23 protein-coding genes and 1 pseudogene are annotated in these 22,334 nt (G+C 48.4%); 16 read left to right on the top strand and 8 right to left on the bottom strand.

Going from position 1 to position 22,334, the window contains the following annotated elements; translation table 11 throughout:
• Positions 1-94: 94 nt before the first annotated feature.
• Genes CTH_RS12470 through CTH_RS12460 form a run of 3 tightly spaced genes read right to left on the bottom strand, consistent with a single transcriptional unit; the run spans position 95 to position 2,029 of the window.
• Positions 95-391: a carboxymuconolactone decarboxylase family protein gene (locus CTH_RS12470; protein WP_079907227.1), complete on the bottom strand. Its 297-nt coding sequence runs from the start codon at positions 389-391 to the stop codon at positions 95-97.
• Positions 392-405: 14 nt separating this feature from the next.
• Positions 406-849: a MarR family winged helix-turn-helix transcriptional regulator gene (locus CTH_RS12465; protein ID WP_159071962.1), complete on the bottom strand. Its 444-nt coding sequence runs from the start codon at positions 847-849 to the stop codon at positions 406-408.
• Positions 842-2,029, bottom strand: coding sequence for an MFS transporter (locus CTH_RS12460; RefSeq protein ID WP_078666674.1), 1,188 nt, complete (start codon positions 2,027-2,029; stop codon positions 842-844). The genes CTH_RS12465 and CTH_RS12460 overlap by 8 nt, the downstream gene beginning before the upstream one ends.
• Before the next feature lie 425 nt (positions 2,030-2,454).
• Between CTH_RS12460 and CTH_RS12455 the strand changes: the two genes are divergently transcribed.
• The 3 genes and pseudogenes from CTH_RS12455 to CTH_RS14430 all read left to right on the top strand — a co-directional run bounded on the left by CTH_RS12455 (position 2,455) and on the right by CTH_RS14430 (position 5,279).
• On the top strand, positions 2,455-2,709 hold the full coding sequence (locus CTH_RS12455) for a type II toxin-antitoxin system prevent-host-death family antitoxin (protein ID WP_078666673.1): 255 nt from the start codon (positions 2,455-2,457) through the stop codon (positions 2,707-2,709).
• Positions 2,710-2,888: 179 nt separating this feature from the next.
• Positions 2,889-3,437, top strand: a pseudogene (locus tag CTH_RS12450) (phage portal protein); the annotation flags it as partial.
• A gap of 1,080 nt (positions 3,438-4,517) precedes the next feature.
• Positions 4,518-5,279: a hypothetical protein gene (locus CTH_RS14430; RefSeq protein ID WP_175577337.1), complete on the top strand. Its 762-nt coding sequence runs from the start codon at positions 4,518-4,520 to the stop codon at positions 5,277-5,279.
• Positions 5,280-5,285: 6 nt separating this feature from the next.
• Here the strand turns inward: CTH_RS14430 and CTH_RS12440 are convergent, their stop codons facing one another.
• Together CTH_RS12440 and CTH_RS12435 are read right to left on the bottom strand one after the other, a co-directional pair.
• Positions 5,286-5,507 carry a hypothetical protein gene (locus tag CTH_RS12440; protein ID WP_078665766.1) on the bottom strand — a complete coding sequence of 74 codons (222 nt, stop codon included), beginning with the start codon at positions 5,505-5,507 and terminating at the stop codon, positions 5,286-5,288.
• A gap of 223 nt (positions 5,508-5,730) precedes the next feature.
• Positions 5,731-5,943, bottom strand: coding sequence for a 4Fe-4S binding protein (locus CTH_RS12435; protein WP_078665767.1), 213 nt, complete (start codon positions 5,941-5,943; stop codon positions 5,731-5,733).
• Between the two features lie 267 nt (positions 5,944-6,210).
• Between CTH_RS12435 and CTH_RS12430 the strand changes: the two genes are divergently transcribed.
• Positions 6,211-9,372 (top strand): FAD-binding and (Fe-S)-binding domain-containing protein, encoded by a 3,162-nt coding sequence (locus CTH_RS12430; protein ID WP_107754116.1) that lies wholly within the window; start codon positions 6,211-6,213, stop codon positions 9,370-9,372.
• A gap of 79 nt (positions 9,373-9,451) precedes the next feature.
• Here CTH_RS12430 and CTH_RS12425 read toward each other — a convergent pair whose 3' ends face one another.
• Complete coding sequence (locus tag CTH_RS12425) at positions 9,452-11,203, bottom strand: ATP-binding protein (protein ID WP_107754114.1); 1,752 nt, start codon at positions 11,201-11,203, stop codon at positions 9,452-9,454.
• Entirely contained in the window at positions 11,204-11,566 is a 363-nt protein-coding gene (locus CTH_RS12420) for a winged helix-turn-helix transcriptional regulator (protein WP_078665770.1), read from the bottom strand.
• 248 nt (positions 11,567-11,814) lie between these two features.
• Between CTH_RS12420 and CTH_RS14425 the strand changes: the two genes are divergently transcribed.
• The 12 genes from CTH_RS14425 to CTH_RS12360 all read left to right on the top strand — a co-directional run bounded on the left by CTH_RS14425 (position 11,815) and on the right by CTH_RS12360 (position 21,491).
• Complete coding sequence (locus tag CTH_RS14425) at positions 11,815-12,492, top strand: DoxX family membrane protein (protein WP_159071961.1); 678 nt, start codon at positions 11,815-11,817, stop codon at positions 12,490-12,492.
• 45 nt (positions 12,493-12,537) lie between these two features.
• Positions 12,538-13,122 (top strand): RNA polymerase sigma factor, encoded by a 585-nt coding sequence (locus CTH_RS12410; protein WP_107754113.1) that lies wholly within the window; start codon positions 12,538-12,540, stop codon positions 13,120-13,122.
• A 111-nt stretch (positions 13,123-13,233) separates the two neighbouring features.
• Positions 13,234-13,665, top strand: a complete 432-nt coding sequence (locus tag CTH_RS12405; protein WP_159071960.1) for a MarR family winged helix-turn-helix transcriptional regulator — start codon at positions 13,234-13,236, stop codon at positions 13,663-13,665.
• 5 nt (positions 13,666-13,670) lie between these two features.
• Entirely contained in the window at positions 13,671-15,272 is a 1,602-nt protein-coding gene (locus CTH_RS12400) for an MDR family MFS transporter (protein WP_278308375.1), read from the top strand.
• Positions 15,273-15,379: 107 nt separating this feature from the next.
• On the top strand, positions 15,380-15,727 hold the full coding sequence (locus tag CTH_RS12395; RefSeq protein WP_143311978.1) for an ArsR/SmtB family transcription factor: 348 nt from the start codon (positions 15,380-15,382) through the stop codon (positions 15,725-15,727).
• An 18-nt stretch (positions 15,728-15,745) separates the two neighbouring features.
• Positions 15,746-17,899: a heavy metal translocating P-type ATPase gene (locus CTH_RS12390; RefSeq protein ID WP_107754111.1), complete on the top strand. Its 2,154-nt coding sequence runs from the start codon at positions 15,746-15,748 to the stop codon at positions 17,897-17,899.
• Positions 17,900-17,949: 50 nt separating this feature from the next.
• Positions 17,950-19,119 carry an LL-diaminopimelate aminotransferase gene (locus CTH_RS12385; protein WP_078665776.1) on the top strand — a complete coding sequence of 390 codons (1,170 nt, stop codon included), beginning with the start codon at positions 17,950-17,952 and terminating at the stop codon, positions 19,117-19,119.
• Between the two features lie 56 nt (positions 19,120-19,175).
• On the top strand, positions 19,176-19,466 hold the full coding sequence (locus CTH_RS12380) for a DUF503 domain-containing protein (RefSeq protein WP_107754109.1): 291 nt from the start codon (positions 19,176-19,178) through the stop codon (positions 19,464-19,466).
• 15 nt (positions 19,467-19,481) lie between these two features.
• A complete protein-coding gene (locus tag CTH_RS12375; protein ID WP_078665778.1) occupies positions 19,482-19,901 on the top strand; it encodes a nucleoside recognition domain-containing protein in 420 nt (139 codons plus the stop codon).
• Positions 19,902-19,911: 10 nt separating this feature from the next.
• Positions 19,912-20,370 carry a nucleoside recognition domain-containing protein gene (locus CTH_RS12370; protein ID WP_078665779.1) on the top strand — a complete coding sequence of 153 codons (459 nt, stop codon included), beginning with the start codon at positions 19,912-19,914 and terminating at the stop codon, positions 20,368-20,370.
• Positions 20,349-20,681 carry a bacillithiol system redox-active protein YtxJ gene (ytxJ, locus tag CTH_RS12365; protein ID WP_159071959.1) on the top strand — a complete coding sequence of 111 codons (333 nt, stop codon included), beginning with the start codon at positions 20,349-20,351 and terminating at the stop codon, positions 20,679-20,681. The genes CTH_RS12370 and ytxJ overlap by 22 nt, the downstream gene beginning before the upstream one ends.
• Positions 20,682-20,705: 24 nt before the next feature.
• Positions 20,706-21,491: a tRNA 2-thiocytidine biosynthesis TtcA family protein gene (locus tag CTH_RS12360; protein WP_078665781.1), complete on the top strand. Its 786-nt coding sequence runs from the start codon at positions 20,706-20,708 to the stop codon at positions 21,489-21,491.
• On the opposite strand, the gene CTH_RS12355 is transcribed toward CTH_RS12360, so the two are convergent.
• Positions 21,488-22,201: an HAD family hydrolase gene (locus CTH_RS12355; protein ID WP_078665782.1), complete on the bottom strand. Its 714-nt coding sequence runs from the start codon at positions 22,199-22,201 to the stop codon at positions 21,488-21,490. The two genes, CTH_RS12360 and CTH_RS12355, sit on opposite strands and share 4 nt — an antisense overlap.
• Positions 22,202-22,334 lie beyond the last annotated feature (133 nt).

Below are 22,334 nucleotides of genomic sequence, written 5' to 3'. Positions count from 1 at the left end.
TGGGAGAAAACACCAATTGAAAATCTTTTGCGATTTGGGCGGGCATTATCAAAATCCGCCTGAGAGATGGGGAGGCTGAAGAGTATGGAGCGGCCTATTTTTCAAAAGCAGCCAAAGAAGTGACCAGTGTTGAATTCGCTTTGGTGAAGTAAGTGATCCGTAAAACTTCGTTGATTTGCTCATCTGTCACACCCATTTGTCTCAATACATTGGCAATAGCCTTAACCCCGTCATTAGCTCCGACAGCGGCGTCGACGGCCAGGGAAATCATCATCTTGGTTTTTGCGTCCAGGCTGCTTTCCCCGTACACCAGTTCCTGCAGGTCCTTCATCAGTTTATAAAATTTTTCGTCTCTCGCCCTGATGGCTTCAATAAACGGCAGTGCACTCATAATCTCCCCCCTTTCTATAGGCTGCCGCGGTTGGCCTGGATAATATTGTGGGCCATCTGTTGCATTAGCCTTTTAATTAACACCTTTTCTTCCGGGGACATGCCCTCCAGGAGAATTTCCTGCACCTCTTTCACAATAGCCTCCAGCTCTGGTCTTACAGCTTTCCCCTTCTTCGTAAGAAAAATCCTGAATGAACGTTTGTCCTGCTCATCCGGCCTTCTTTCCACATAACCGGCAGCTTCCAGCTTTTTAATAGCCCGGACAGTTGCTGCCTTATCCACCAGCAACCGGTCGCTTAAAGCCTGCTGGGACTGGCCGTCCTTAAAGTATAAAGAAAAAAGGTAGGCATACTGGCCGGCGCCGATGTGCAGGGGCTCCATTTTCCTGGCCATAAAGGAAATCATGTTGCGCCAGGTAAATGATACATACTTGCCTACGTTATCATTCAAATCAATCATGTACTTCACCCCGGTCCACTTTTGCATTATAGTCTTTTAATGCATAGAGGGAAAAATACGCCAGGGGCACGAAAAGAATGAGTGCGCTAAAAAAATACATGGTTCCGATGGAAGTCCGGTTAGCCAGCCAACCCAAAAAGATGGAACCTAAGCCGATACCCAGGTCCAACGCCGAGAAATAAGTCGAATTAGCCACGCCCCGGCGCTGGGGTTTGACCATGTTGATAACCATAGTCTGAATGCTGGGCCAGACCATCCCGTTGCCTGCCCCTATAATTACAGCGGCTGCCAGAAAACCGGTTAATTCCCTACTTAAGGAAAGAAGGATAAACCCGGCAGCCGTGCATAAGAAGCCGACAGTTATTACAGGAGCTGGTCCCCGGCGGTCCAATAGCTTCCCGGATGTAGGCCGGACCAGACTTAAAGCGGCGGCGTAGGCGAGAAAGAAGGTACCGCCGTTTTTGATGCCGATTTCCTTGCTGAAAAGAGTGATAAAGGATACTATCCCGCCGTATACCAGGGCCGAAAAAAACATCACCGTCGAAACCGGCAAAACCTTCTTTTCTATAAAGGCATCCCAGGATATAGAGCGTCTTGTCAAAGGCAGTTGGGGATACCTGATAAAATTAGCTATAATAAAAGCCAAAACCACTAGGCCCATAGCTGTAAAAAACAGCCTGCCGTATTGGTTTGTTTCCCCCATCAACTGCAGCCCGATAACCGGGCCTAAGGCCATGGCCAGGGTCATGGTCAGCCCGAAGTAGCCGATCCCTTCGCCCCTACGCTGCGGTGGCAGGATATCAGCCGCGATGGTGCTCCCGCCGACGGTAGTCACCCCCCAGCAAAAACCGTGCAGCAGGCGTAGCAGGAGGAGAAAAACCAGATTGGTGGCAAAATAATAGCTTCCCATAAAGAGGGCGAATAATGCCAATGCCCAAAGGAAGACCTTCCTCCGGCCCACGGAGTCCAGGGCATATCCACCAAAAGGCCTTATCGCCACAGCAGACAAAGTATATACTCCAATGACAAAACCCACCTGACTTTCATTGGCTCCCATAACTTTCATCGCATATACAGGCATGGTGGGAAGTAGAAAATAAAAACCCGCAGCCATCAGGAAGTTTGCTATCCATAGCAGCGTAAAATCCTTTGACCAGACAGTTTCATGGTGTTCTGCCATGTTCTCAGTCCCCTTTTGATTTTGGTTGACTCATCAACTAATTATACAATTGTATAATAATACATTTCAGATTAAATATCAACTCAATTTTCGCAGCTTATTGTGCTGTTGCGCTTATAATGGCTCTCGATAGAGCAGTTAGGCATCAGAAAAGAGGGTCTGTGTATGACAACAGAGGGATTCTTGTGCTATAGAATTTTTATTTGTTAATTTCCTCTATTTTTCGAACAACTCTCATAGTAGCATTTCCAACATATTTGTAAACAGTGGCTGATGTTACAAATTCAGCAGAGCAGGATTTTGGCATGTCTTTTTGCGTTTTGAGAGCTTCAGGTATAAATATTCTAAGTCCCTTCAACGTTGCTGTTATATTTTACGAAGAATATTGCTATAATAATAACAGCAAAAGGGAAAGGAGATTTATTATGCCTAACATTAAGCCGATTTCCGATTTAAGGAATTACAATGAAGTGTTGTGCAGCATAGAGGAGGGTTCACCAGTCTTTTTAACAAAAAATGGTCGTGGCCGCTATGTGGTTATGGATATGCAGGAATATGAAAAAATGCAGGCAAAATTAAAATTGCTTACTGAACTTGCTAAAGGTGAAAAGGCAGGGCAGGAAAATGGATGGCTAACCATTGATGAACTAGAAGCATCCCTGGGGGTAACGAATGGTTAATCTTAAAATCTCGCCCAAAGGCAGACGAGATTTTATGCGAATCCTTTTTGGGGATGTTGAAGAGGAAGAAGACAACTGATTATCAAATATAAGATTTTGATTGGTAAGAGCATCGCTTAGACGGTGCTTTTTTTATGTCTTTTTTCAGGAGGAAGATCATCCGGGATGAGAAAACCAAGCAGCTGGTTTACAGGCATACAGAAGGTATGAAAACCACTGAGTACAAGCCTGAACAAATATTCCATATTCCGGGTTTAGGCTTTGACGGGGTGAAAGGTTTATCTCCAATTGCTATGGCGAGAGAAGCCATCGGGCTTGCGCTGGCGACTGAAGAATTCGGCGCGAGGTTTTTTGGCAACGGGGCGCGCCCGGGAGGAATCCTTGAGCATCCAGGGGTGGTAAAGGACCCGGAGAAGCTGAGAAAATCCTGGGAGGAGGTATATAAAGGGCTTCAGAACTCCCACAAGATAGCAGTGCTTGAGGAGGGCATGAAATACCATGAAATCGGCATACCGCCGGAGGATGCGCAGTTTTTGGAGATCAGGCAGTTCCAGCTAAACGAAATCTGCCGCATTTTCCGCGTTCCTCCGCACCTGGTGGGCGACTTGACCAGGGCGACCTTCTCCAACATAGAGCACCAATCAATAGAATTTGTCGTCCACACCATACGCCCCTGGCTGGTCCGCTGGGAGCAGGCCATAACAAAGTGCCTTTTTAGGGAAGGGGAGTTTGATGAGGATTTATTTACAGCACTGGTGGAGGAGATACGGGTAAAGTAGCTGGTGGAGGTGGTTTTTGTTTTGAAGGCGGGGGTTGAGGTTAGGGAGATACTATAATAACTCAAATTGCATGAAAAATATGGTATAATTTAGGTAGTGATACTAACCAATATTATACCGAAGTTATAGCTGAAGAATTGATAAAAAAAGGATTTTGTCAATAACTTGTGAAAATGTCACCCCAAAATAGGGTTAATTATCGTCACAAAATGTCACCCCCTGCTAAGAACCTAACCGGGCTTTGGCAATTGTAGTTATTACGTTCGGTTAAGTCAAGAGTAAAGTGAACGGGCTTCGCCCGCCCTTGACTTAACCTCACTTCATAACTTTTGGCAAATCAAGCCCGGTTAAGGTCTCCTTAAAATTAGATTCAGGCAAAGCTAAGCATACTTTCGGAGAAATATCTCTTCAAGCATTTTTAAAATATCCCTGTCACTGTCTTCGTAGGTAAGTCTTTTAACCAGATTGTGTCCATACTTAAAGTAATGCGTATCTGGAGGCATATAGGGCTTTCTCTCAGTAGCTTCAGTTTTTGGTTTTTGAGTCTTTTGCGGCTTAACATAGGGGAGAGTTTCAAATACAGTGTTTTTGTATTGCACTTTTACGCCAAAAACCGGACTTATTAATACATCTATCTTCGTACGTGGCGGAATAGGATTTGTTTCTTATAGATAACCTTAAAATGCCTGTTATAGAAAGAAAATACGCCCCCATTATCGATGGTTCTTTTTTGTTTAACACATAGTATATGGCCAATATCAATGTTTTGGTCAAGCACTCTATAAGCAGTTTCGGGCTCTAAAGCTTTCACCGCAAACTGACTGGGAGTTAAAGGAGATATTGAAATTATTATCCAGGAGATAATATTGACTCCGGCGCTTTTTGGTATTATGCGGCCCAAAATTCTGCTTCCGCCTTCCATTTTAAAGAGCTGTACTTGAAAGCTTCAACTCGCCGGGACTTGCTTCAAGGTTTATCGGAATCGTCGATGATAAAAATAATACTGAGAGAAGAATAAGGATGATAAAAATGGCAGAGTTTTTCCAGGGCAAAAAAAGAATGTTCTTAGTGACCGGGGCCCTTAGTCTGGTTGTACTTTGTGGATTATTATTAACAAATCCTCTGACAAAACAAGTTTCTGTTGAGATAGGGGACTATACAATGCAAATTCCTTCTGAATGGAAAATAACAGTTGGTGAAGCTGAACTGATCTTTGAGAAAAACAACATTCCTATTGGCGGAGTACAAATTGTAGGTTATGAACCCGACCAACCGCTCTTTTTGCCCAATCACTCAGAAACAAAGTGGCAAGAGAAAATTGAAGGATTATTCACAAAAGCGGTTTTAGTAAATCTTGATTTAACGCAACCTGCGGCATCTGGAGATACCTCTGTTAAGAACGAGAACCATTTGTATTTATTATTTCCAAATATAAAAATTGCTTATGACATATATGCACACACCAGGTATGTGATCAAGTCCGAACTTGTCAAAATAGCCAAAAGCTTTAAAAAGAGAGAAGAAACCCGAAAGCCGAAATCAATCGATAAAGCTGTAAGCATTGCAATTAAAAATCGAGGGAAGAATGGTTATCTTGAGGGAGAAGTAGCGACAGAAGGACATTTAATTCTTGATACCGAGGAAAGAAATGGCAAAATAATAGTATACACGATTTCAAGTTTTGGATATTTTGGCTTTGAAAACGGAATTTTTACCAAGATTAGCGGTAGTGGCGCCATTCCTACGGTTATTTCTTTTTCAAAAAACGAAAAGGGTGAAAGGCTAAGGTGACCGATTTCAACATTCCTGGTCTTCGGCGCTGATATTACCTACACCATCGGTAAAGACCCCGTCATTATGGATAGTAATTAACCCTTTGGCGTCCAGCTCGCTTAGGACTTCAAAAAGGTTGTCCCGTTTTTCAGCAGGGAGTTCGCGTATAAATGTGTTGATTTCGTGGGGCGAAACATTGGCGGTAAAATGAACACCGCCATGTCTGGCAAACAGGTCTCTGCGCATTGATTTCACCTCCGGTCAATTCAAAAATAGCATGGCCTGAAGGTAAGAAAGTTATACGTAACAATCTTTACCATTGCCCAGATGTTCAGGACCAGAATAGAGCGGGCTGATTACTCTCGGTTTTGCTGCCGGGAGTTTTTTATTGCCTGAAAAACGCTGACAATTGCCCCTGTGGGTGACCATCTTGTAGCCCACAGGGGCGACCAGCGGCTGTTTTGGATGATTAGACCAGTTTTACGGCACCACGAGGACAGAATTTAACGCACTCACCGCAGCCAGCACAGAGGTGAGTGTTTACTTGAGGTACCCCGGCCTTAAAAAACCATTTTTTCTCCTGGGTAATAGCTCCAAAGGGACAGGCCTTGCGAGCCGGGCAAGAAGGGGAACGGTCACATTTGCTGGCATCAATAAAGGCTTTCCTTTTATTTTTTTTCATGTTGAAATAACCTTCTTTCACTATATTTAATTACTTTATTCTATTATCTTATTTCTATTTTAGCAATTGTCAACGAATTTTTCACTATCATTATTCATAAATTTTTCTATAGATAATTTATGCCAAAATAATCTAAGGCGAAAGAAAAATTAATTTTAATAGTAGACAGACGTGCAAATATGTGTTAAATTTTAATTGAGGATACTTGTTAGCATTTTCACTTTCCGGGGGAAATGCCTTGGGTAAAATTTGAAAGGGGGATGTAAAATGCCTGCAGTCAGCGAAAAAGTGGAGCGAGAACTGAAAAGAATTTTCGGGGAAAACGGCTATCGAGTTGACCGGATTGAACGAAAGCTGTATTCCTACGATGTTGGTGCAATTCCGAAGTTGATCAAGCCGTTTCTTCCTACCGGTATCGCTGGTGCTGTGGTGAGACCCAAAAGTGAAACAGAAGTTGTGGAACTGGTAAAACTGGCCCGGCAGGAACGCCTGCAACTGGTTCCAAGGGGAGCCGCCACATCCGGCTTTGGCGGAGTATTGCCAGGTGAAGGTGCGGTGGTGGTGGACCTGACTGCAATGAACCGGATTTTGGAGATAGACACCGGCAAAAAAGCAGTCCGCGTCCAGCCGGGGGTTATCTGGCAGACCCTGCAGAAGGAAATCAACAAACAGGGGCTTGATTTGCGAATTTACCCCACATCTCTACCGGCTTCTACGGTTGGGGGCTGGTTGGCCCAGGGTGGTTCAGGCTTTGGTTCCTATGAATACGGCCCGATCAGAGATAACATAACTTCGGCCCGGGTGGTGCTGCCCACCGGTGAAGTCCGCACCTTTACCGGTAGGGAACTGGGTGACTATATTGCCGATGCAGAGGGGATTACCGGGATTATAACCGAAGTTACTGTTCTGCTCCGGGATCTTGAGCCGGAGGTGCATAGGGCAATCGCTTTCCGGGATGCCCGTTCAGCGGGTCAATTCTTGCAGGCAGTTTCTGCCCGCAAGCTGCAGGTCTGGTCATTAACTTTGCTTAATCCTGAATCTATTCGTTTGAAGAAAAAGCTGCCTCACCGGCATGGCCATCCCTATGAGGAAGCCAATCCGCATATCGAGCCGGAGCTGCCGGAAGCCTATATTGCAATGGTTGCTTATCCAGAGTCCCGGCGTGGGATTATTGACCGGGAATTAACTCAAATCATCAAGGCCAACAAGGGTGAAGAGCTAAGTCGGGAAGCAACTGAACATGAGTGGGAACAGCGGTTTTCGCCGATGAAGCTGAAGAGGATCGGCCCGTCAATTATCCCCACTGAGGCTTTGGTTCCCTTTGCTAGCTTTGCGGATGTAATGGAGGAAATTGACCGGAAGATCAAACATCCCTTTATTCTGGAGGGCATGGCGACTGCTGGTGATAAGATTGTCCTTCTGGGCTTCATTCCCCACGATGAACGGAAATTCGCTTTTAACCTGGCTTTTGGTCTGGCGTTGTCGGTAATCGAAATCGCCAAAAAGCATGGCGGTTCGGTCTACGCTACCGGCTTGTTCTTCCGCCATGAAGCCCGGAATGTACTGGGGAGCGAACGTTACCAGGCTCTGGTAAACTTCAAGAAAAAGATCGATCCGCAGGGGATTATGAATCCCAATAAAGTTATTGGTTCCGGGACAATTAATACTTTGATGAGTATTGCTTCTACATTTGAACCTCTGGTCAGGGTAGTAGCCAACGCTGCCAGAGTCAACTTCGGGGATGGGGCCGATCGGACCAAAGAGATCAACGGTATTCCTGGCAGTGTCGCCTTTTTTGCCACAGCCTGTGCCCGCTGCGGTTACTGTGTTCCTACTTGTGAGCAGTTTCTGGGCCGGGGGTGGGAATCCCATTCGCCCCGCGGAAAATATGCCTTTATCCGGGAGGTACTGGCAGGACGGGAGAAATTTACCCAGGAGATGGTAGACAGGTTCCTGCTGTGTACCACCTGTGAACTTTGTAATATTCGTTGCCAGCTTAACCTGCCGGTAGAGCATAACTGGATGGAAATGCGAGGCAAGCTGGTTCACGAAGAAAAACGGATGACTTTCCCACCTTTCGAGATGATGGCTGCCTCCTTGCGGGGTGAGAAAAACATCTGGGCCGGCAAAAGGGAACATCGTGCAGACTGGCTCCCGGCTGATATCAAAGCTAAGATCAAAGATAAAGCCGAAATCATGTATTTTGCCGGATGTACGGCCTCTTATGTCAACACCGATGTGGCTGAAGCGACCGTTCGCCTGCTGGACAAAGCAGGGATTGAATTCACCTATATGGGGACAGACGAGGCCTGTTGCGGGATTCCCATGAAAGTCTCCGGTAAATGGGATGTTTTCGAAGAAATCTTCCGGCACAATGTCGCTGAAGCCAGGAAGCGCGGTGTCAAGACGGTAGTTACTTCCTGCCCGGCCTGTGCCCTGGTTTGGAAAGAGCTTTATCCTAATCTGGCTGCTGAACTGGGTGTTCCATATGAATTTGAAGTGAAGCATTACTCGGAGGTTGCTGCCGAGGCCCTGACAGCCGGCAAACTTAAATTCGATCATGAAGTCAAGGCCCGGGTGGCATTTCACGATTCCTGCCATATGGGGCGGGCGCAGGGGGTTTATGAGCCTCCACGGCAATTAATTCAGGCCATACCCGGGGTCGAGCTGGTGGAAATGGAACATAACCGGGAAAACGGTTATTGCTGCGGTTCGGTGTTAACCCTGATCGGTGAAATGCCGGTAGCGCCAAAACTGGGTGGGATGCGGATCCAGGAAGCCATTGACGTTAACGCAGATGCTTTGCTAGCCCTATGCCCATGCTGCCAGGTTCAATTGCGGAACTCGGCCAAACAAAACCAGATGGATATTGCTATAACCGACCTGGCTCGCTTTGTGGCCAAAGGATTGGGATACGAGATCGAGGACAAAACCGGGGTTTCGCTGGAAGCCTGGGGTATATTTGAGAAGTTCATCATCTTGATGTATCCGGAAAACATGGCCAAGCTCATGGCCTCTTTGTTCCCGCAGATGTTTGCCAATATGCCGCCCGGTATGGTTCCGATGATGAAGCTAATGAAATTGATTCCAGGCGGATTGTCCTTAATGGCCAGGATGATGCCGGTAATGATGCCATTGCTGGTGCCTGGCGTCATGCCCAAGGTCATGCCGGATATGATCAAGGAGGTAGCCCGGAGAGTAGGGCCTTTGCCAAAAGATATGGAAGAACTGATGCCGGATTTGCTGCCGAAGACCATGGAAGCACTGATGCCGAATATTCTGCCGCAAATCGTGCCCTATGTAACCCCCATGATGATCGAATACATCAAGACCGGACAAATTCCCGATACCAGGATGTGTCTCGAATTGAGCGGGTTGCTTAAAGATCCTAAGGGATGTATGGAAGCGGCAAAAAGTCATAAAGCTTAAGAATAACTAAACAACCCTGCGGTTTTACTTGACTGCAGGGTTATTTTTTTATGCGTATAGACAGCATAGGGCCCTTTTGTTACTGGCTGCAGGGGATAAATATTGAAAAAGTACTGCCCTGGCCGGGGGCGCTTTTTACTTGAATTTTGCCTCCCCATAGTTCTACCAGCTGGTAAGTGAGCATTAAGCCAAGACCATGACCATCGGGTTTGGTTGTGAAAAATGGGGTTCCCAGCTGGGCCAGGGTTTCTTCTGTCATTCCAAAACCGGTATCGCTAACTTTAACTTCGATCAGGTTGGCGTCTGGTAGCCATTGACTGGATATTTTCAGTTCGCCTCCAGCGGGCATGCTTTCCAGGGCGTTCTGGATAAGATTGAGGAAAACCTGTTTAACCTGTTCCGGGACCAATTCCACCAGGGGCAAGTTGTCTGCCAGTTCCCGCTGCAGGATGACTTTTTGCTGGAAGGCTCTGGGTTCGCAGAACATGAGTAAATCTTGCAGCAAGCTATTTAAATTGACAGATTCCTTTTTAACAGATTTGCTGATGTAAAGGAATTCGTTGATGATCCGTTCAATCCGTTCCACCTCATTAATTATCAGATGCAAATATTTGGGATTGATTTGATTGGTACTAGCATTTTGCTGGCTAAAAATTTGTAAAAAGCCTTTGATTGTAGTCAGGGGATTGCGGATTTCATGGGCCATACCGGCAGCCAGCTGACCAGCTGTTTTAAACTTTTCTGAGCGGATCAATTCTTTTTCCCGTTCTTCTAGTTGCCATACCATCTGATTAAAGGCCCGATTCAGCTTTCCGATTTCATCATCGGATTCCACTGGAAGAGGTTCAGGTTTTTTCCCTTCCCCATAAGCGGCAATGGCCGTCAACAGTTTAGTTAAAGGCTGGCCGAGAGAATGGGCTAGATATAAAGAAAAAAACAGAGAGACACAAAGAACAACGGCAAATAAGCTAACCAGGTCGCGAGTCAATTTATCCAGGGGGGCATAGAGAACCTGTTCTGGAATGGTAACCCCTACGACCCAGGCCCGGGTATTTGAGGAAAAAGGTTTGACCAGAGCGAAGGCTGCAACAGCCCTGTCCCGGGGCAGATTGATCAGCTTTTTTTCCCTGGCTGCTGTTAAAATCGTGTTTAACTGTAACTGGTGCTCAGTGAGAAAATTATCCTTGAGAATTTTTTGTCGGTCAGGATGGGCAATGAATTCACCTTTTTGGTTAATAATAAAGGCATAACCAGCCTGGCCAAAAGTCTGCTGGCGGCTGCTAAAAGCATCGACCATTTGCCATAAATTAGCAAGGTGAACTGAGGGGGAAACAACACCGACGATCTGGTTCTGGCTCTTTACAGGGGCGGCTAAAACAAGCAATGGACGTTGGACAATGGGAGAATAATAGATATCAGAAAAATAGTACTGACCCTGTAAAGCAGGCTTAAACCAGGGTCTGCTGCTGACATCTTTACCTTCAGCAGAGATATTGGAGTCAGCCAGGACTTGACCTGCAGGATTTACATAAATGGCACCGTCGTACTGGGGATAACTTTCATTAAAGTCTTGCAAGTACTTACGCAGGATGTACGGGCTGGAGGTCCAGGGGACGGACAGAGTCATGAATTTCAAGTCAGTCAAGCGCTCATTTACAAATTGATAAGTGCTTTCTGCCAGGTTGTTAGCCATAATCACCAGATGGTATTCCAGTTGTTGTTTTAAGGCTTCCCGCTCGGCTCGCCAGGAAAAATAAAAGAAAAAGGCAAAAGGAACAATGGTAATAATCAAAAACAATAATAGAATCCGCAGACGAAAATTTAGACGCATTTACTGGCTCCTCTCTGTTGATATTGAAGAGTGGCGAAGAAATTCCTGGTATTCTAAACCCCATTCATACATCTTGTTCAGCACCTCGAGAAACCGCTGACCCATATCTGTTAAAGAATATTCAACCCTGGGCGGCACAACCGGATAGACATGGCGATGTACGAGCTGATCCCGCTCTAACTCCCGCAGCTGCTGGGTAAGGTAGCCCTGACGGATACTGGGTAAAGCCCGCAATAACTCATTAAAGCGTTTGGGCCCATCCTTTAACATCCAGATAATCACAAGCTTCCATTTGCCGGCAACAATATTCTGGGCAATGGCAACCGGGCATTTAAGTTCCAGGAGTTCCTGGCGTATATCCATTTTACTTCCTCCTATTTACAGTACGTTTTTTTGTACTATGTACAAAAAATTATCGTACTTGTTAATTTCTCACCGTTTGATATTATTATAATGCAGCTGAAACAGTTCAGCAATAAATTAGCGGTCATTTCCGATTTTTCCGGAAATCCGCCGCGGCGGATCAAATTTTAGATTTTTCCCCCAAACCACTAACCAATCCTGTTTGCTTACGTCTTAATTAATGAAAAAGCAAACAGGAGGCGATGGAGATGTCCAAAACTTTTACTCTGGAAGAACTAAAAAAATACAATGGCTTAAAAGGCCAGCCTGCCTATGTGGCTTATAAAGGGCGCGTTTATGATGTGAGCCAGGTGTTTCAAAACGGCGAACATGCTGGCGTGAAGGCAGGAACTGATCTAACAGAGCTTTTGGCTAAAAGTCCCCATGATGAATCAATTTTTAGCAAAGTTCCGCAAGTGGGGACATTGCAGGTTAAGAGCAGCTGTTGCCAGAAATTGCTGGCAGTTAGTGAGCAAAGGGCTGATTTGTTGTTACGCATAGGTTTGGGGACAGTCTTTTTTGCCCACGGGGCCCAGAAACTGCTGGGCTGGTTTGGCGGCTTTGGCTGGTCTGGCACGATGGGCTTTTTAACCCAGGCGCTGGGTATCCCGGCCTTTTTTGCCGGGCTGGCGATTCTGACGGAGTTTTTTGGCGGACTGGCCATTTTGCTGGGGCTGTTTACCCGCCTGGCTGGCCTGGGATTGGCCATTACGATGCTGGTGGCAATGTTTAAGGTTCACTGGGCCAATGGTTTCTTCCTGGACCTGAAAGGGCCAGCTGATGGGATTGAATACGTATTCGTGCTATTCTGGCTGGCAGCTTATTTTGCGGTAAAAGGAGCAGGCAGGATTTCCCTGGATCACCTGCTTGCCCGGAGATCTAAATAAGAAGCCCCTCAGCGGGCTTTTTTCTACTGGTAGGAGGTGAAGGAGATGTCGGTACTTCAGCCCCATGTCCGGGAAAATGATTTGTCCTTTGAAGAAGTTATTGCTGCCAATGAAAAAAAGATTTTGAACCTGCTCTATGGGATGACCGGGGACTATCATCTGGCCCAGGATCTGGCCCAGGAGACTTTTTTACGGGCCTTTAAAGCCTTTCACACCTTTGCCGGTAAAGCAGCATTATCCACCTGGCTTTATCGCATTGCCGTGAACGTAGCTTTAGACTACCAGCGCAAAGGATTTGTTCGCAGTGAACAGCCGGTGGAGCAAATTGCTGAAGTTAGAGGGGAAGATACCTGTGCTCAGGATCCCGATAAATCATGTCAAAAAAGGGCAATCAGGGACATTCTCTTTGCCTCCATTGCCAGGCTGCCGGAACAGCAACGGGAAGTTTATATTTTGAGAGAAATTAATGGTTGTTCCACCAAAGAAGTGGCTGAAATTCTGGGGTGCTCATCAGCTATGGTGAAATGGCGACTTTACAAGGCCCGCCTGGCCTTAAAGAAAATTTTACAGCAGGAACATAGCTATAAAAAAGCCGGGGTATTTCGGCTGAGCAGTCATGGTATAGAATAAAACCTGAATCCGCTTTCGCAAGAGAGCGGATTTTTTCTTGACAAAAAGTCAAAAAAGGGATATATTTAAACAGTCTAAACATTAGATTGTCTAAACAAGTGAGGGATGCCGATGAATGAACGGGAATTTGAGGATTATTTAGAGCGCTGGCAGGCGGCATTTGGCCGGATCATGCGGAATTTTGGCAATCGGCTGGCCGCCGAGGAGCCTGATTTGACCGGGCCCCAGTTTTTTCTCCTGAACCTCCTGGACCAGCAGGGACAAGCCACCGTCAGCCAGCTGGCAGAGGCTTTGCATGTCAAGCCCAGTTCAGTTACAGTCATGCTGGATCGTCTGGAAAATAACGGCCTGATTGTCCGTTCCCGTGAAACCCGGGATCGCCGGGTAGTCTTGATAAGTTTGTCGGAGGCGGGAAAGGATAAACTGGCTGAGGCCAGACGAAAACGGCGGCTGGTTCTGAAGGGCTATTTGGAAAAACTGGATCAGGAGGAAAGGGAAGTTTTGCTTACCATTCTGGAAAAGATGGCCAAAATTGAGGAGTGATTTTAGTGCAAACACAGGAATGGGCTACCACTATTACGGCTGAAGAGGGCATGGAAAAACGGGGTCTATTGATTTTTGGGTTACTGGTAGCGATGTTGTTTTCCGCTCTTGATAATACCATCGTGGGGACAGCCATGCCGCGAATAGTGGGGGAACTGGGCGGTCTGGGCATGATGACCTGGTTGACTACTGCCTATATGCTCAGTTCCACTGCGGTTGTGCCTATCGCCGGTAAACTGGCGGATTTGCTGGGGCGTAAGTCGGTATATGTTGCCGGGTTGTTGCTGTTTATGTTTGGCTCTGCTCTCTGTGGGCTGGCCCAGAGTATGGAACAACTCATTATCTTTCGGGCTCTGCAGGGCATCGGCGGAGGAGTAATGATGCCGATGGCTATGGTAGTAATCGGGGATATTTTTACTGGGGCAGAACGGGCCAGGTGGCAGGGAGTTTTTGGGGCTGTTTTTGCCCTGTCTTCCATCATCGGGCCCCAGGTGGGGGGCTGGATTGTAGATGCCTGGAACTGGCGCTGGGTGTTTTACATTAATTTACCTACCGGGCTACTGGCTACTTTTTTAATCGCCACTGCTCTCAAAAACAAGCGTCTGGAACGACGGGTCCAAATTGATTACCGGGGGATGTTTACCCTGATCGCTGGAGTAGTGAGTCTATTGCTGGCTTTGAGCCTGGGTGGCAAGGAGTATCCCTGGCAGTCCTGGCAAATTCTTTCCCTGTTCGGTTTGGCGGCTTTGCTGCTCAGTGCTTTTATACTGGTAGAGACCCGTGTCAGTGAACCGGTCTTCCCCCTGCACCTTTTCCAGAACCGGGTCTTCATCCTGTTAAGTGGCATTGGCTTTTTAATGTCAATCGGTATGTTTGGAGCCATTATGTTTGTGCCCTTGTTCATGCAAGGGATAATCGGCATCAGCCCGTCTGAATCGGGAACGGTAATGATGCCCATGATGCTGGCCATGATGGCGGCTAGTATTATTGGTGGCCGGCTGGTTCAATTTTTGGGGCTAAGAAAACAGATGCTGCTGGGTATGTTAACCATGGTGGGAGGGTTCTGGCTGTTATCTACCATGGATATGAGTACCAGCAAGCAGCTGGCCATGGTGTATATGGGTGTTCTGGGGGTAGGAATAGGTCTGGTGATGCCATTGACGACTCTGGCCTTACAGGAATCCTTTAGCAAGCAGGAACTGGGAATCGTTACTTCCTCCAGCCAGTTTTTCCGGCAAATTGGCGGTACTTTTGGTATGACCATTCTGGGTGCGGTGATGAATTACCGTTCCAGCCATTTGCTGACTGAGAAAATGAAACCTTTTCTAATTCAGCTGCCGGCGCAGGCTCAATCCTGGGCCAGACAGTTGCAGGAACAGATCAGTCATAATGCCCAGGCCCTCTATTCTACCTTGCTAAACCCAGCTGCAATGCAAAAAATGCCTCTGGCCTTGCAACGGGTACTGGTACCCATTTTGAAAACTTCTCTTGTTGATACCTTGCAGCATGTTTTTCGCTATGGTATGGTGTTTGTCATCCTGGGAGCAGTGTTAACCCTGTTTCTGGGGGAAATTCAATTGACACAGGGACGCAAGTCGCAGGTTTAACCTGCGGCTTTTCTTTTTGTTTGACATTTTTTTGCTAAATGCATATAATCATAACAGGATATATGAATAAGTGTTCAAACAATCAAATGAAAACAGGGGGTGAGAGGATGGAGCGCTGTGATTGTACCATTATCCATGAGGAGGTCGTAAAACAGGTAAAGGAAAAAATGCCGGCGGAAGAGCAGTTATATGACCTGGCGGAGCTGTTCAAGGTGTTTGGTGATACTACCAGAATCAAAATTCTGTATGCCCTGTTTGCGGCAGAAATGTGTGTCTGTGATATTGCAGCCTTGCTTAATATGTCTCAATCGGCCATTTCCCACCAACTCCGGGTATTGAAACAGGCACGGCTGGTCAAAAACCGCAAGGAAGGAAAGATAGTTTATTATTCCTTGGATGATGAACATATTAAACAGATTTTTGATCAGGGTTTCCTGCATATTACTGAAAAATAATGGCAAGAAGGGATAAAGATGAACAAAGGATTGCTAGCGAAACAGCATGCCCAAAAGGTCCTGCTGTTACAGGGCCTGTCCTGTGCCAATTGTGCTGCTAAAATCGAGGAAAAGGTGCGTAACCTGGATGGGGTGAGGGCAGCCACTCTGGATTTTGTTGCCCAGAGATTAACGATCGAGGTGGAGAACCAGGAGGAAACAGACCGGATTGTGACTGAAGCTGCGCGGATTGCACAGCAGATAGAGGCGGGACTGGAAGTCAGGGAAGAAGAGAAAGGATTACCAGAGGAGCAACTCCTGACAGCAGTAAAAAAAGGGGAATTGTTGCGTTTAGGAATAGGAGCGCTGGTTTACCTGCTGGCCCTGGTTTTGAAAATGCCGACAGGGCTGGAATTGCTGCTGTTCTTGCTGGCCTATGGCCTGGTGGGTGGGGAAATAGTACTCAAGGCTATGAAAAATATCGGCAGGGGGCAGGTGTTTGATGAAAATTTCCTCATGACCATTGCAACTCTGGGCGCTTTTGCCCTGCGGGAATATCCGGAAGCGGTAGCGGTGATGCTTTTTTACCAGGTGGGTGAGCTTTTGCAGGATATGGCTGTACAGCGTTCCCGCCGTTCCATTCAGGCGGTGCTGGCTATCCGTCCTGACTCGGCCAATTTGTTGCTGGGGCAGGAAGTAAAAAGGGTGAAGCCGGAGGAGGTGCCGGTGGGAGCTTTCATTCTGGTAAAAGCAGGGGAAAAAATACCCTTGGACGGGAGAATAGTGCTAGGCTCCTCAACGGTGGATACTTCGGCTTTAACCGGGGAAGCTTTGCCACGTACGGTACGGGAAGGAGATGAAGTGCTGGCGGGATTTATTAATCAGAATGGGCTGTTGACCATTGAAGTAACCAGGGCCTATGAGGAATCCGCTGTAGCCCGTATCCTGGAGCTGGTGCAATCTGCTGCTACCCAGAAAGCGCCGACGGAAAACTTTATTACCACTTTTGCCCGCTATTATACCCCGGCGGTGGTGCTGGCGGCTGCAGCAATAGCCTTGATTCCACCTTTGACCTTTTCGACAGCGGGTTTTTCCCTCTGGCTTTACCGGGCCCTGGTCTTTCTGGTTGTCTCCTGCCCCTGTGCCCTGGTGGTTTCCATTCCCCTCGGTTTCTTTGGAGGTCTGGGAGCGGCAGCCCGCCGGGGGATCCTGGTCAAGGGGGGCAATTATCTGGAAGCCCTGAGTAAACTGGAAGCAGTAGTATTTGACAAAACCGGGACCCTGACTCAGGGGGTTTTTCAGGTGGTAGAGGTAGTACCGGCGGGAAAGTGGTCCAGAGAAGAGATACTGGCCTATGCGGCACTGGCGGAGAGTTTTTCTAATCATCCCCTGGCCCGTTCAGTGCTGGCAGCCTGGGGACAGCCGGTAGAGCAGGTTCTGGTCAGCGAGTATGAAGAAATCAGCGGCCAGGGTGTGAAGGCTGTGGTCCAGGGTACCAGGGTTATTGCTGGTAAACGGCAACTGCTGGAGACAGAAGGTATTGCCGTACCGGTAACAGAGGTGGAAGGCACGGTAATCTGGCTGGCCCTTGCCGGGGAATATGCCGGCTATATCCGGCTGGCAGACCAGCTGAAACCTGATGCAAAGCAAGCTATTAACAGTCTACGGCAGCTGGGCATCCGGCGGCTGGTGATGCTGACCGGGGATAGCCAGGCAGCGGCCCGGCAGGTAGCGGAACAGCTGGGTATTACTGAGGTTAAAGCGGAATTGTTGCCCCAGGACAAAGTAGTCTGGCTGGAAAAAATCGAACAGGAAAAAACTGCTCAAGGGAAAGTAGCTTTTGTGGGTGATGGCATCAATGATGCTCCTGTCTTGGCCCGGGCCGATATCGGAATCGCCATGGGGGGGCTGGGGGCAGATGCTGCCATTGAAGCTGCAGATGTGGTGCTGATGCGGGATGAACCGGTACAGCTGGTAGAAGCCGTGCAGATAGCCCGCCGCACCAAACAAATTGTCTGGCAGAATATTGCCCTGGCTTTTGGGGTAAAAGGGATGGTACTTCTGTTAGGAGCCGGAGGACTGGCCACCATGTGGGAAGCGGTTTTCGCTGATGTAGGAGTGGCTCTGCTGGCTGTTTTAAATGCTCTGCGGATCTTGCAGAGCCAGAGACTACCGGATAGAGACCCTTGCTGACAATCTGCCTCCCTTTGTGTTATTATTATTGTGAAAGGGGAGTGGGTTGGATGGTTCAGGTAGCACGGCGTATCGAACTGCTGACTACCGGGATTTTTTCCGTAATGGAGGCCAAAAAGCGGGAAGTGGAGGCCCGGGGCTTGCCAGTGATCAATCTGGGGATTGGCAGCCCGGACCGCCCTCCTGCTCCGCATATAAAAGCTGCCTTGCGTGCCGGGATTGAAAAGGATGTTAATTATCGTTATCCGGTGTTTGAGGGCTGTTTGGAGTTACGGCAAGCTATTGCCCGCTGGTATCAGCGCCGTTTTGATGTGGAGCTGGATCCGGAGCGGGAAGTGCTGGTGTTGATGGGATCCCAGGACGGGCTGGCCCATCTGGCCTGGGCCTATATTGAGGCGGGAGACCTGGCTCTGGTACCTGATCCGGGCTATCCCATTTATAGTGCCAGTATCTTGCTGGCCGGAGGGGAATTATATCCTTTGCCGCTGAAGGAAGAAAACGGTTTTCTGCCCCGGCTGGAGGATATTCCGGCAGAGGTGGCCCGGCGGGCGAAACTGCTGACCCTCAATTACCCCAGCAATCCGGTGGCGGCGGTGGCGGACCGAGCCTTTTTCCGGCAGGCAGTGGAATTCGCCCGGCAGTATGATTTACTGGTTTGTCATGATGCGGCCTATTCCGAACTGGCTTTTGATGGTTTTAAGCCTATGAGTTTTCTGGAGGTACCCGGGGCGAGGGAGGTAGGGGTGGAGTTTCACTCCTGTTCCAAGTCCTTTAATATGGCGGGTTGCCGTATAGGCTTTGTAGTAGGCAATCAGGAGGTTATCGCCAACCTGAATAAAATCAAATCCAATATCGATTATGGAGTTTTTAGCGCGGTTCAGGAGGCAGCAATTGCGGCCTTAGAAGGTCCCCAGGATTTTGTTCGGGAAAATGCAGCTACTTATCAGAAACGGCGGGATGTGCTGGTAGAAGGACTGGCTGAAGCGGGCTGGCAGATTCCCAAACCGAAAGGCTCCATGTTTTTATGGGCCCGGATTCCGGCCGGTTTTTCCACTTCCATGGAGTTTGCCCTCACATTACTGGAAAAAGCCGGAGTGCTGGTGATTCCCGGTCATGCCTTTGGGGCGCAGGGGGAAGGATATGTACGCATCGCCCTGACCCAGGAAGTGCCGCTCTTACAGGAAGCAGTGGCCCGAATTAAAGCTAATTTTCATTTCTGAACAACTTACCTCCGCTGCCAGCGGGGGTTTTCTCACTTGTTGAAAAGAAAAGGCTGGTGACCAGATTGATTATTGGCTGTGGACGGATTACCCTTTACCTGGCAGATGGGCATTCCCTGAAGGATAAAAGACGGGTTTTACAGAGTATAATTAGCAGAATGCGCAGCAAATTCAATGTGGCGGTGGCAGAGATAGCCGATCAGGATTTGTGGCAGAAAATCACCCTGGGCATTGCTGTCATTGGCGGCAATTCAGCTCATGCGGGCAGCCAGCTCCAGGCTATTATCGACTGGCTGGAAGCGGAACCGCGCCTGCGGGTGGGTGAGGTGGAAACAGAAATACTGTAAACTGGAGGATGGAGAGTGAACTGGCAGGAGACATTATACAGAGGCTGGAAAAAGGGGATAAATACCACCTGGGTGCTGGCCAAAACCATGCTACCTATCTACATAGCAGTGAACTTACTTAAACTGACGCCCCTGTTTACCTGGTTGGCGGATATTTGTCGGCCCTTGATGGCCCTGTTCGGTTTACCAGGGGAAGCGGCTACCGCCCTGGTGATCGGCAATTTGCTCAATCTCTATGCTGCCATTGGGGCCATGGCGGCTATCACCTTAACGGGGAAACAGATTACCATTATCTCTTTAATGCTGTTGCTTTCCCATAATTTACTGGTAGAAACCGCTGTTTCCCGTCAGACTGGAATCGCTGGCTGGCCGCTGGTAGCAGTGCGATTGGGTTTTTCCTTTTTGGCGGGGATCATTTTGAATTTATTCTGGTAGGTGAGCAGGGGTGGAAACAATACTGTCCATCGGCATGGGGAGCCTGCGGCTGATCTGGGATGTGGCCGTTATCGTCATACCTATTATGCTGGTACTGGAGATTCTGAAAGATCTAAAATGGCTGGATATAGCGGCCGGCTGGCTGGCCCCGGCTCTGGGCAAAATCCATCTGTCCCGGGCAGCGGCTTTGCCCTTGCTGGTAGGTTTGGTTTTCGGTATTGCCTATGGGGCCGGGGTGATAATAGCGGCGGCCCGGGAGGGGGAACTGTCCCGCAAGGATTTGCATTTGCTCAGTATCTTTCTGGTACTCAATCATGCTATCATCGAAGATACCCTTTTGTTTGCCAGGATTGGTGCCAGTGGATGGCTGTTGTTGACAGCCAGGACGGTGATGGCTATTATTGTTACCTGGATGGTGGGAAAATGGTTATTGAAGGAGGAGCAGTCATGGGAAAATTCATCGATGTAATGCAGGTGGAAGAACTGGAGGAAATTTTGCGTCAAGGCGGGAAAAAGCTGTTTTTTAAACACAGCGCTACCTGTCCTATCAGTGCCCGGGCTCACCAGGAAGTGGAACAATGGCTGGCTGAACGGGGGCCGGAGCAGGTAGTCTATCGCATTGTAGTGCAGGCAGCCCGACCGGTGAGTAACCGCCTGGCCGAAGTGAGTGGGGTAGCCCATGCCAGTCCCCAGGTTCTCTGGCTGGATGGGACCAGTCCCCTCTGGCATACCAGCCATGGCCAGATAACCAGGGCCAACCTGCAGGCTCATATTAACTAATCCAGGGACAGGAGCTGAATAACCGTGCGTTTAGCTTTGCCGAAAAAATATATTCGCCCTCTCTGGCGGGCTATTATCGAATTTGATTTGCTCAGTCCGGGGGACCGGGTGCTGGTAGGCTTTTCTGGCGGGAAGGACAGTTCTTTTTTGCTCTATGCCCTTTCGGTATTACGCAAGCATGCGCCTTTCCCTTTTGAAGTAGGGGCCCTGACCATTGACCTGGGCTTTGAAACGGGTTTTCCCCGGCAGGAATTGGAGGCCTTTTGTCAGCGAGTAGATGTGCCTTTTTATACTGTTCATACTAAAATTAGCGAGCTGGCCCTGGGGGAGGATCGGCAAAGTGCCTGTGCCCGCTGTTCTTTTTTTCGGCGCGGAACCTTCAATGCCTTTGCCAGAGCCCATGGTTTCAACAAGGTGGCTTATGCCCATCACTATGATGATGCCGTAGAAACCTTTTTGATGAGCATCCTTTACAGTGGCCAAATCCAGACTTTCCAGCCCAAAACCTGGCTGGATGAAAGCCAGCTCTGGGTAATCCGGCCGCTGGTCTATTTCCGGGAGAAGGAAATCCGGCGAGCTGGGAAGGAGCTAGGGATTCAACCCATCCCCAGCCCCTGTCCTTTAGATGGCTATACCAAAAGGGCAGAAGTGAAGGAGCTGTTACGCCAGCTTGGCCGGCAAAACCGCCAGGTCTTTGCCAATGTAGCCGCTGCCATGCGGGAAGGCACCCCGGTGGAGCGCTGGCCCCGGGAATTGAGCAAGAAAGAGATCTGGCAAAAGAGCCTGGACTTCTGGCGGAACAAGAGTTAAAGGGCAGGAAGCTGGTCCAGCCAGTCCAGGAGCTCGGCCAGGGTTCCTCGCCAGTGAGCGGGATAAGTGGGTTCACCCCGGTCGATGAGGCAATCAGTGACCAGACCGGTGGTGATACCCAGAGTGGTAGCCACCAGGTCCTCCTGCGCATCATTGCCGAACATGAAACAGGCTTCCGGGGGGCGGTTAATATTTTCACATACTTCAAGGAAATAACGGACTGCTGGTTTGGAACTGCGGTAGCTGTCATAATAGGTGACATGGAGCCAGGGCAGGTCGGCGATACCAGCCCAGTGCATGCGTTCCCGGGTAGCTTCCACAGGGAAGAGGGGATTGGTGGCCAGCACTACCTGGTAGCCTTTGGCCAGGGCTTTTTCTACCACCTGCCGGGCCAGGGGCGTAGGCTGACAGCACTTTTTCAGCTGCGGAAAAACTTCAAGATAGTATTTTTCAAAATGGGGCAGGAGTTCTTCCTGTCCCTTTTCTGTCAGACGGGTAAAGGTATGCCAGAAAGCTTCGGCATTGGTAAGGCGGCCATCATTGGCGATCATGGCCTCAGTAGCCTGCCAGAAGTGGCGTAAAAAGGTTTTGCGGTCTGCCAGCCAGTGGAAATGCTCAGCTACCGCCTGCAAATATTCCTGCATGAATAATTCCTGATCAATAGGCAGTAATGTACCGTCCAGGTCAAATAAAATCGTGTCCCGTTTCATATACCTTTACCTCCTCATGGTGTTATAGTGGTTGACGGCAACAGCAATTTATCATAAAATATACAATACAAGGGTATAGTATAAATCAAGACAGAAGTGATACTTTCATGGGTCCGGTAGAATGGCTGGCGCG

The organism is Carboxydocella thermautotrophica (assembly GCA_003054495.1).
GTDB lineage: Bacteria > Bacillota.
The sequence above is the reverse complement of the archived record's forward strand: the minus strand, read 5'-3'. Positions and strand labels throughout refer to the sequence as shown.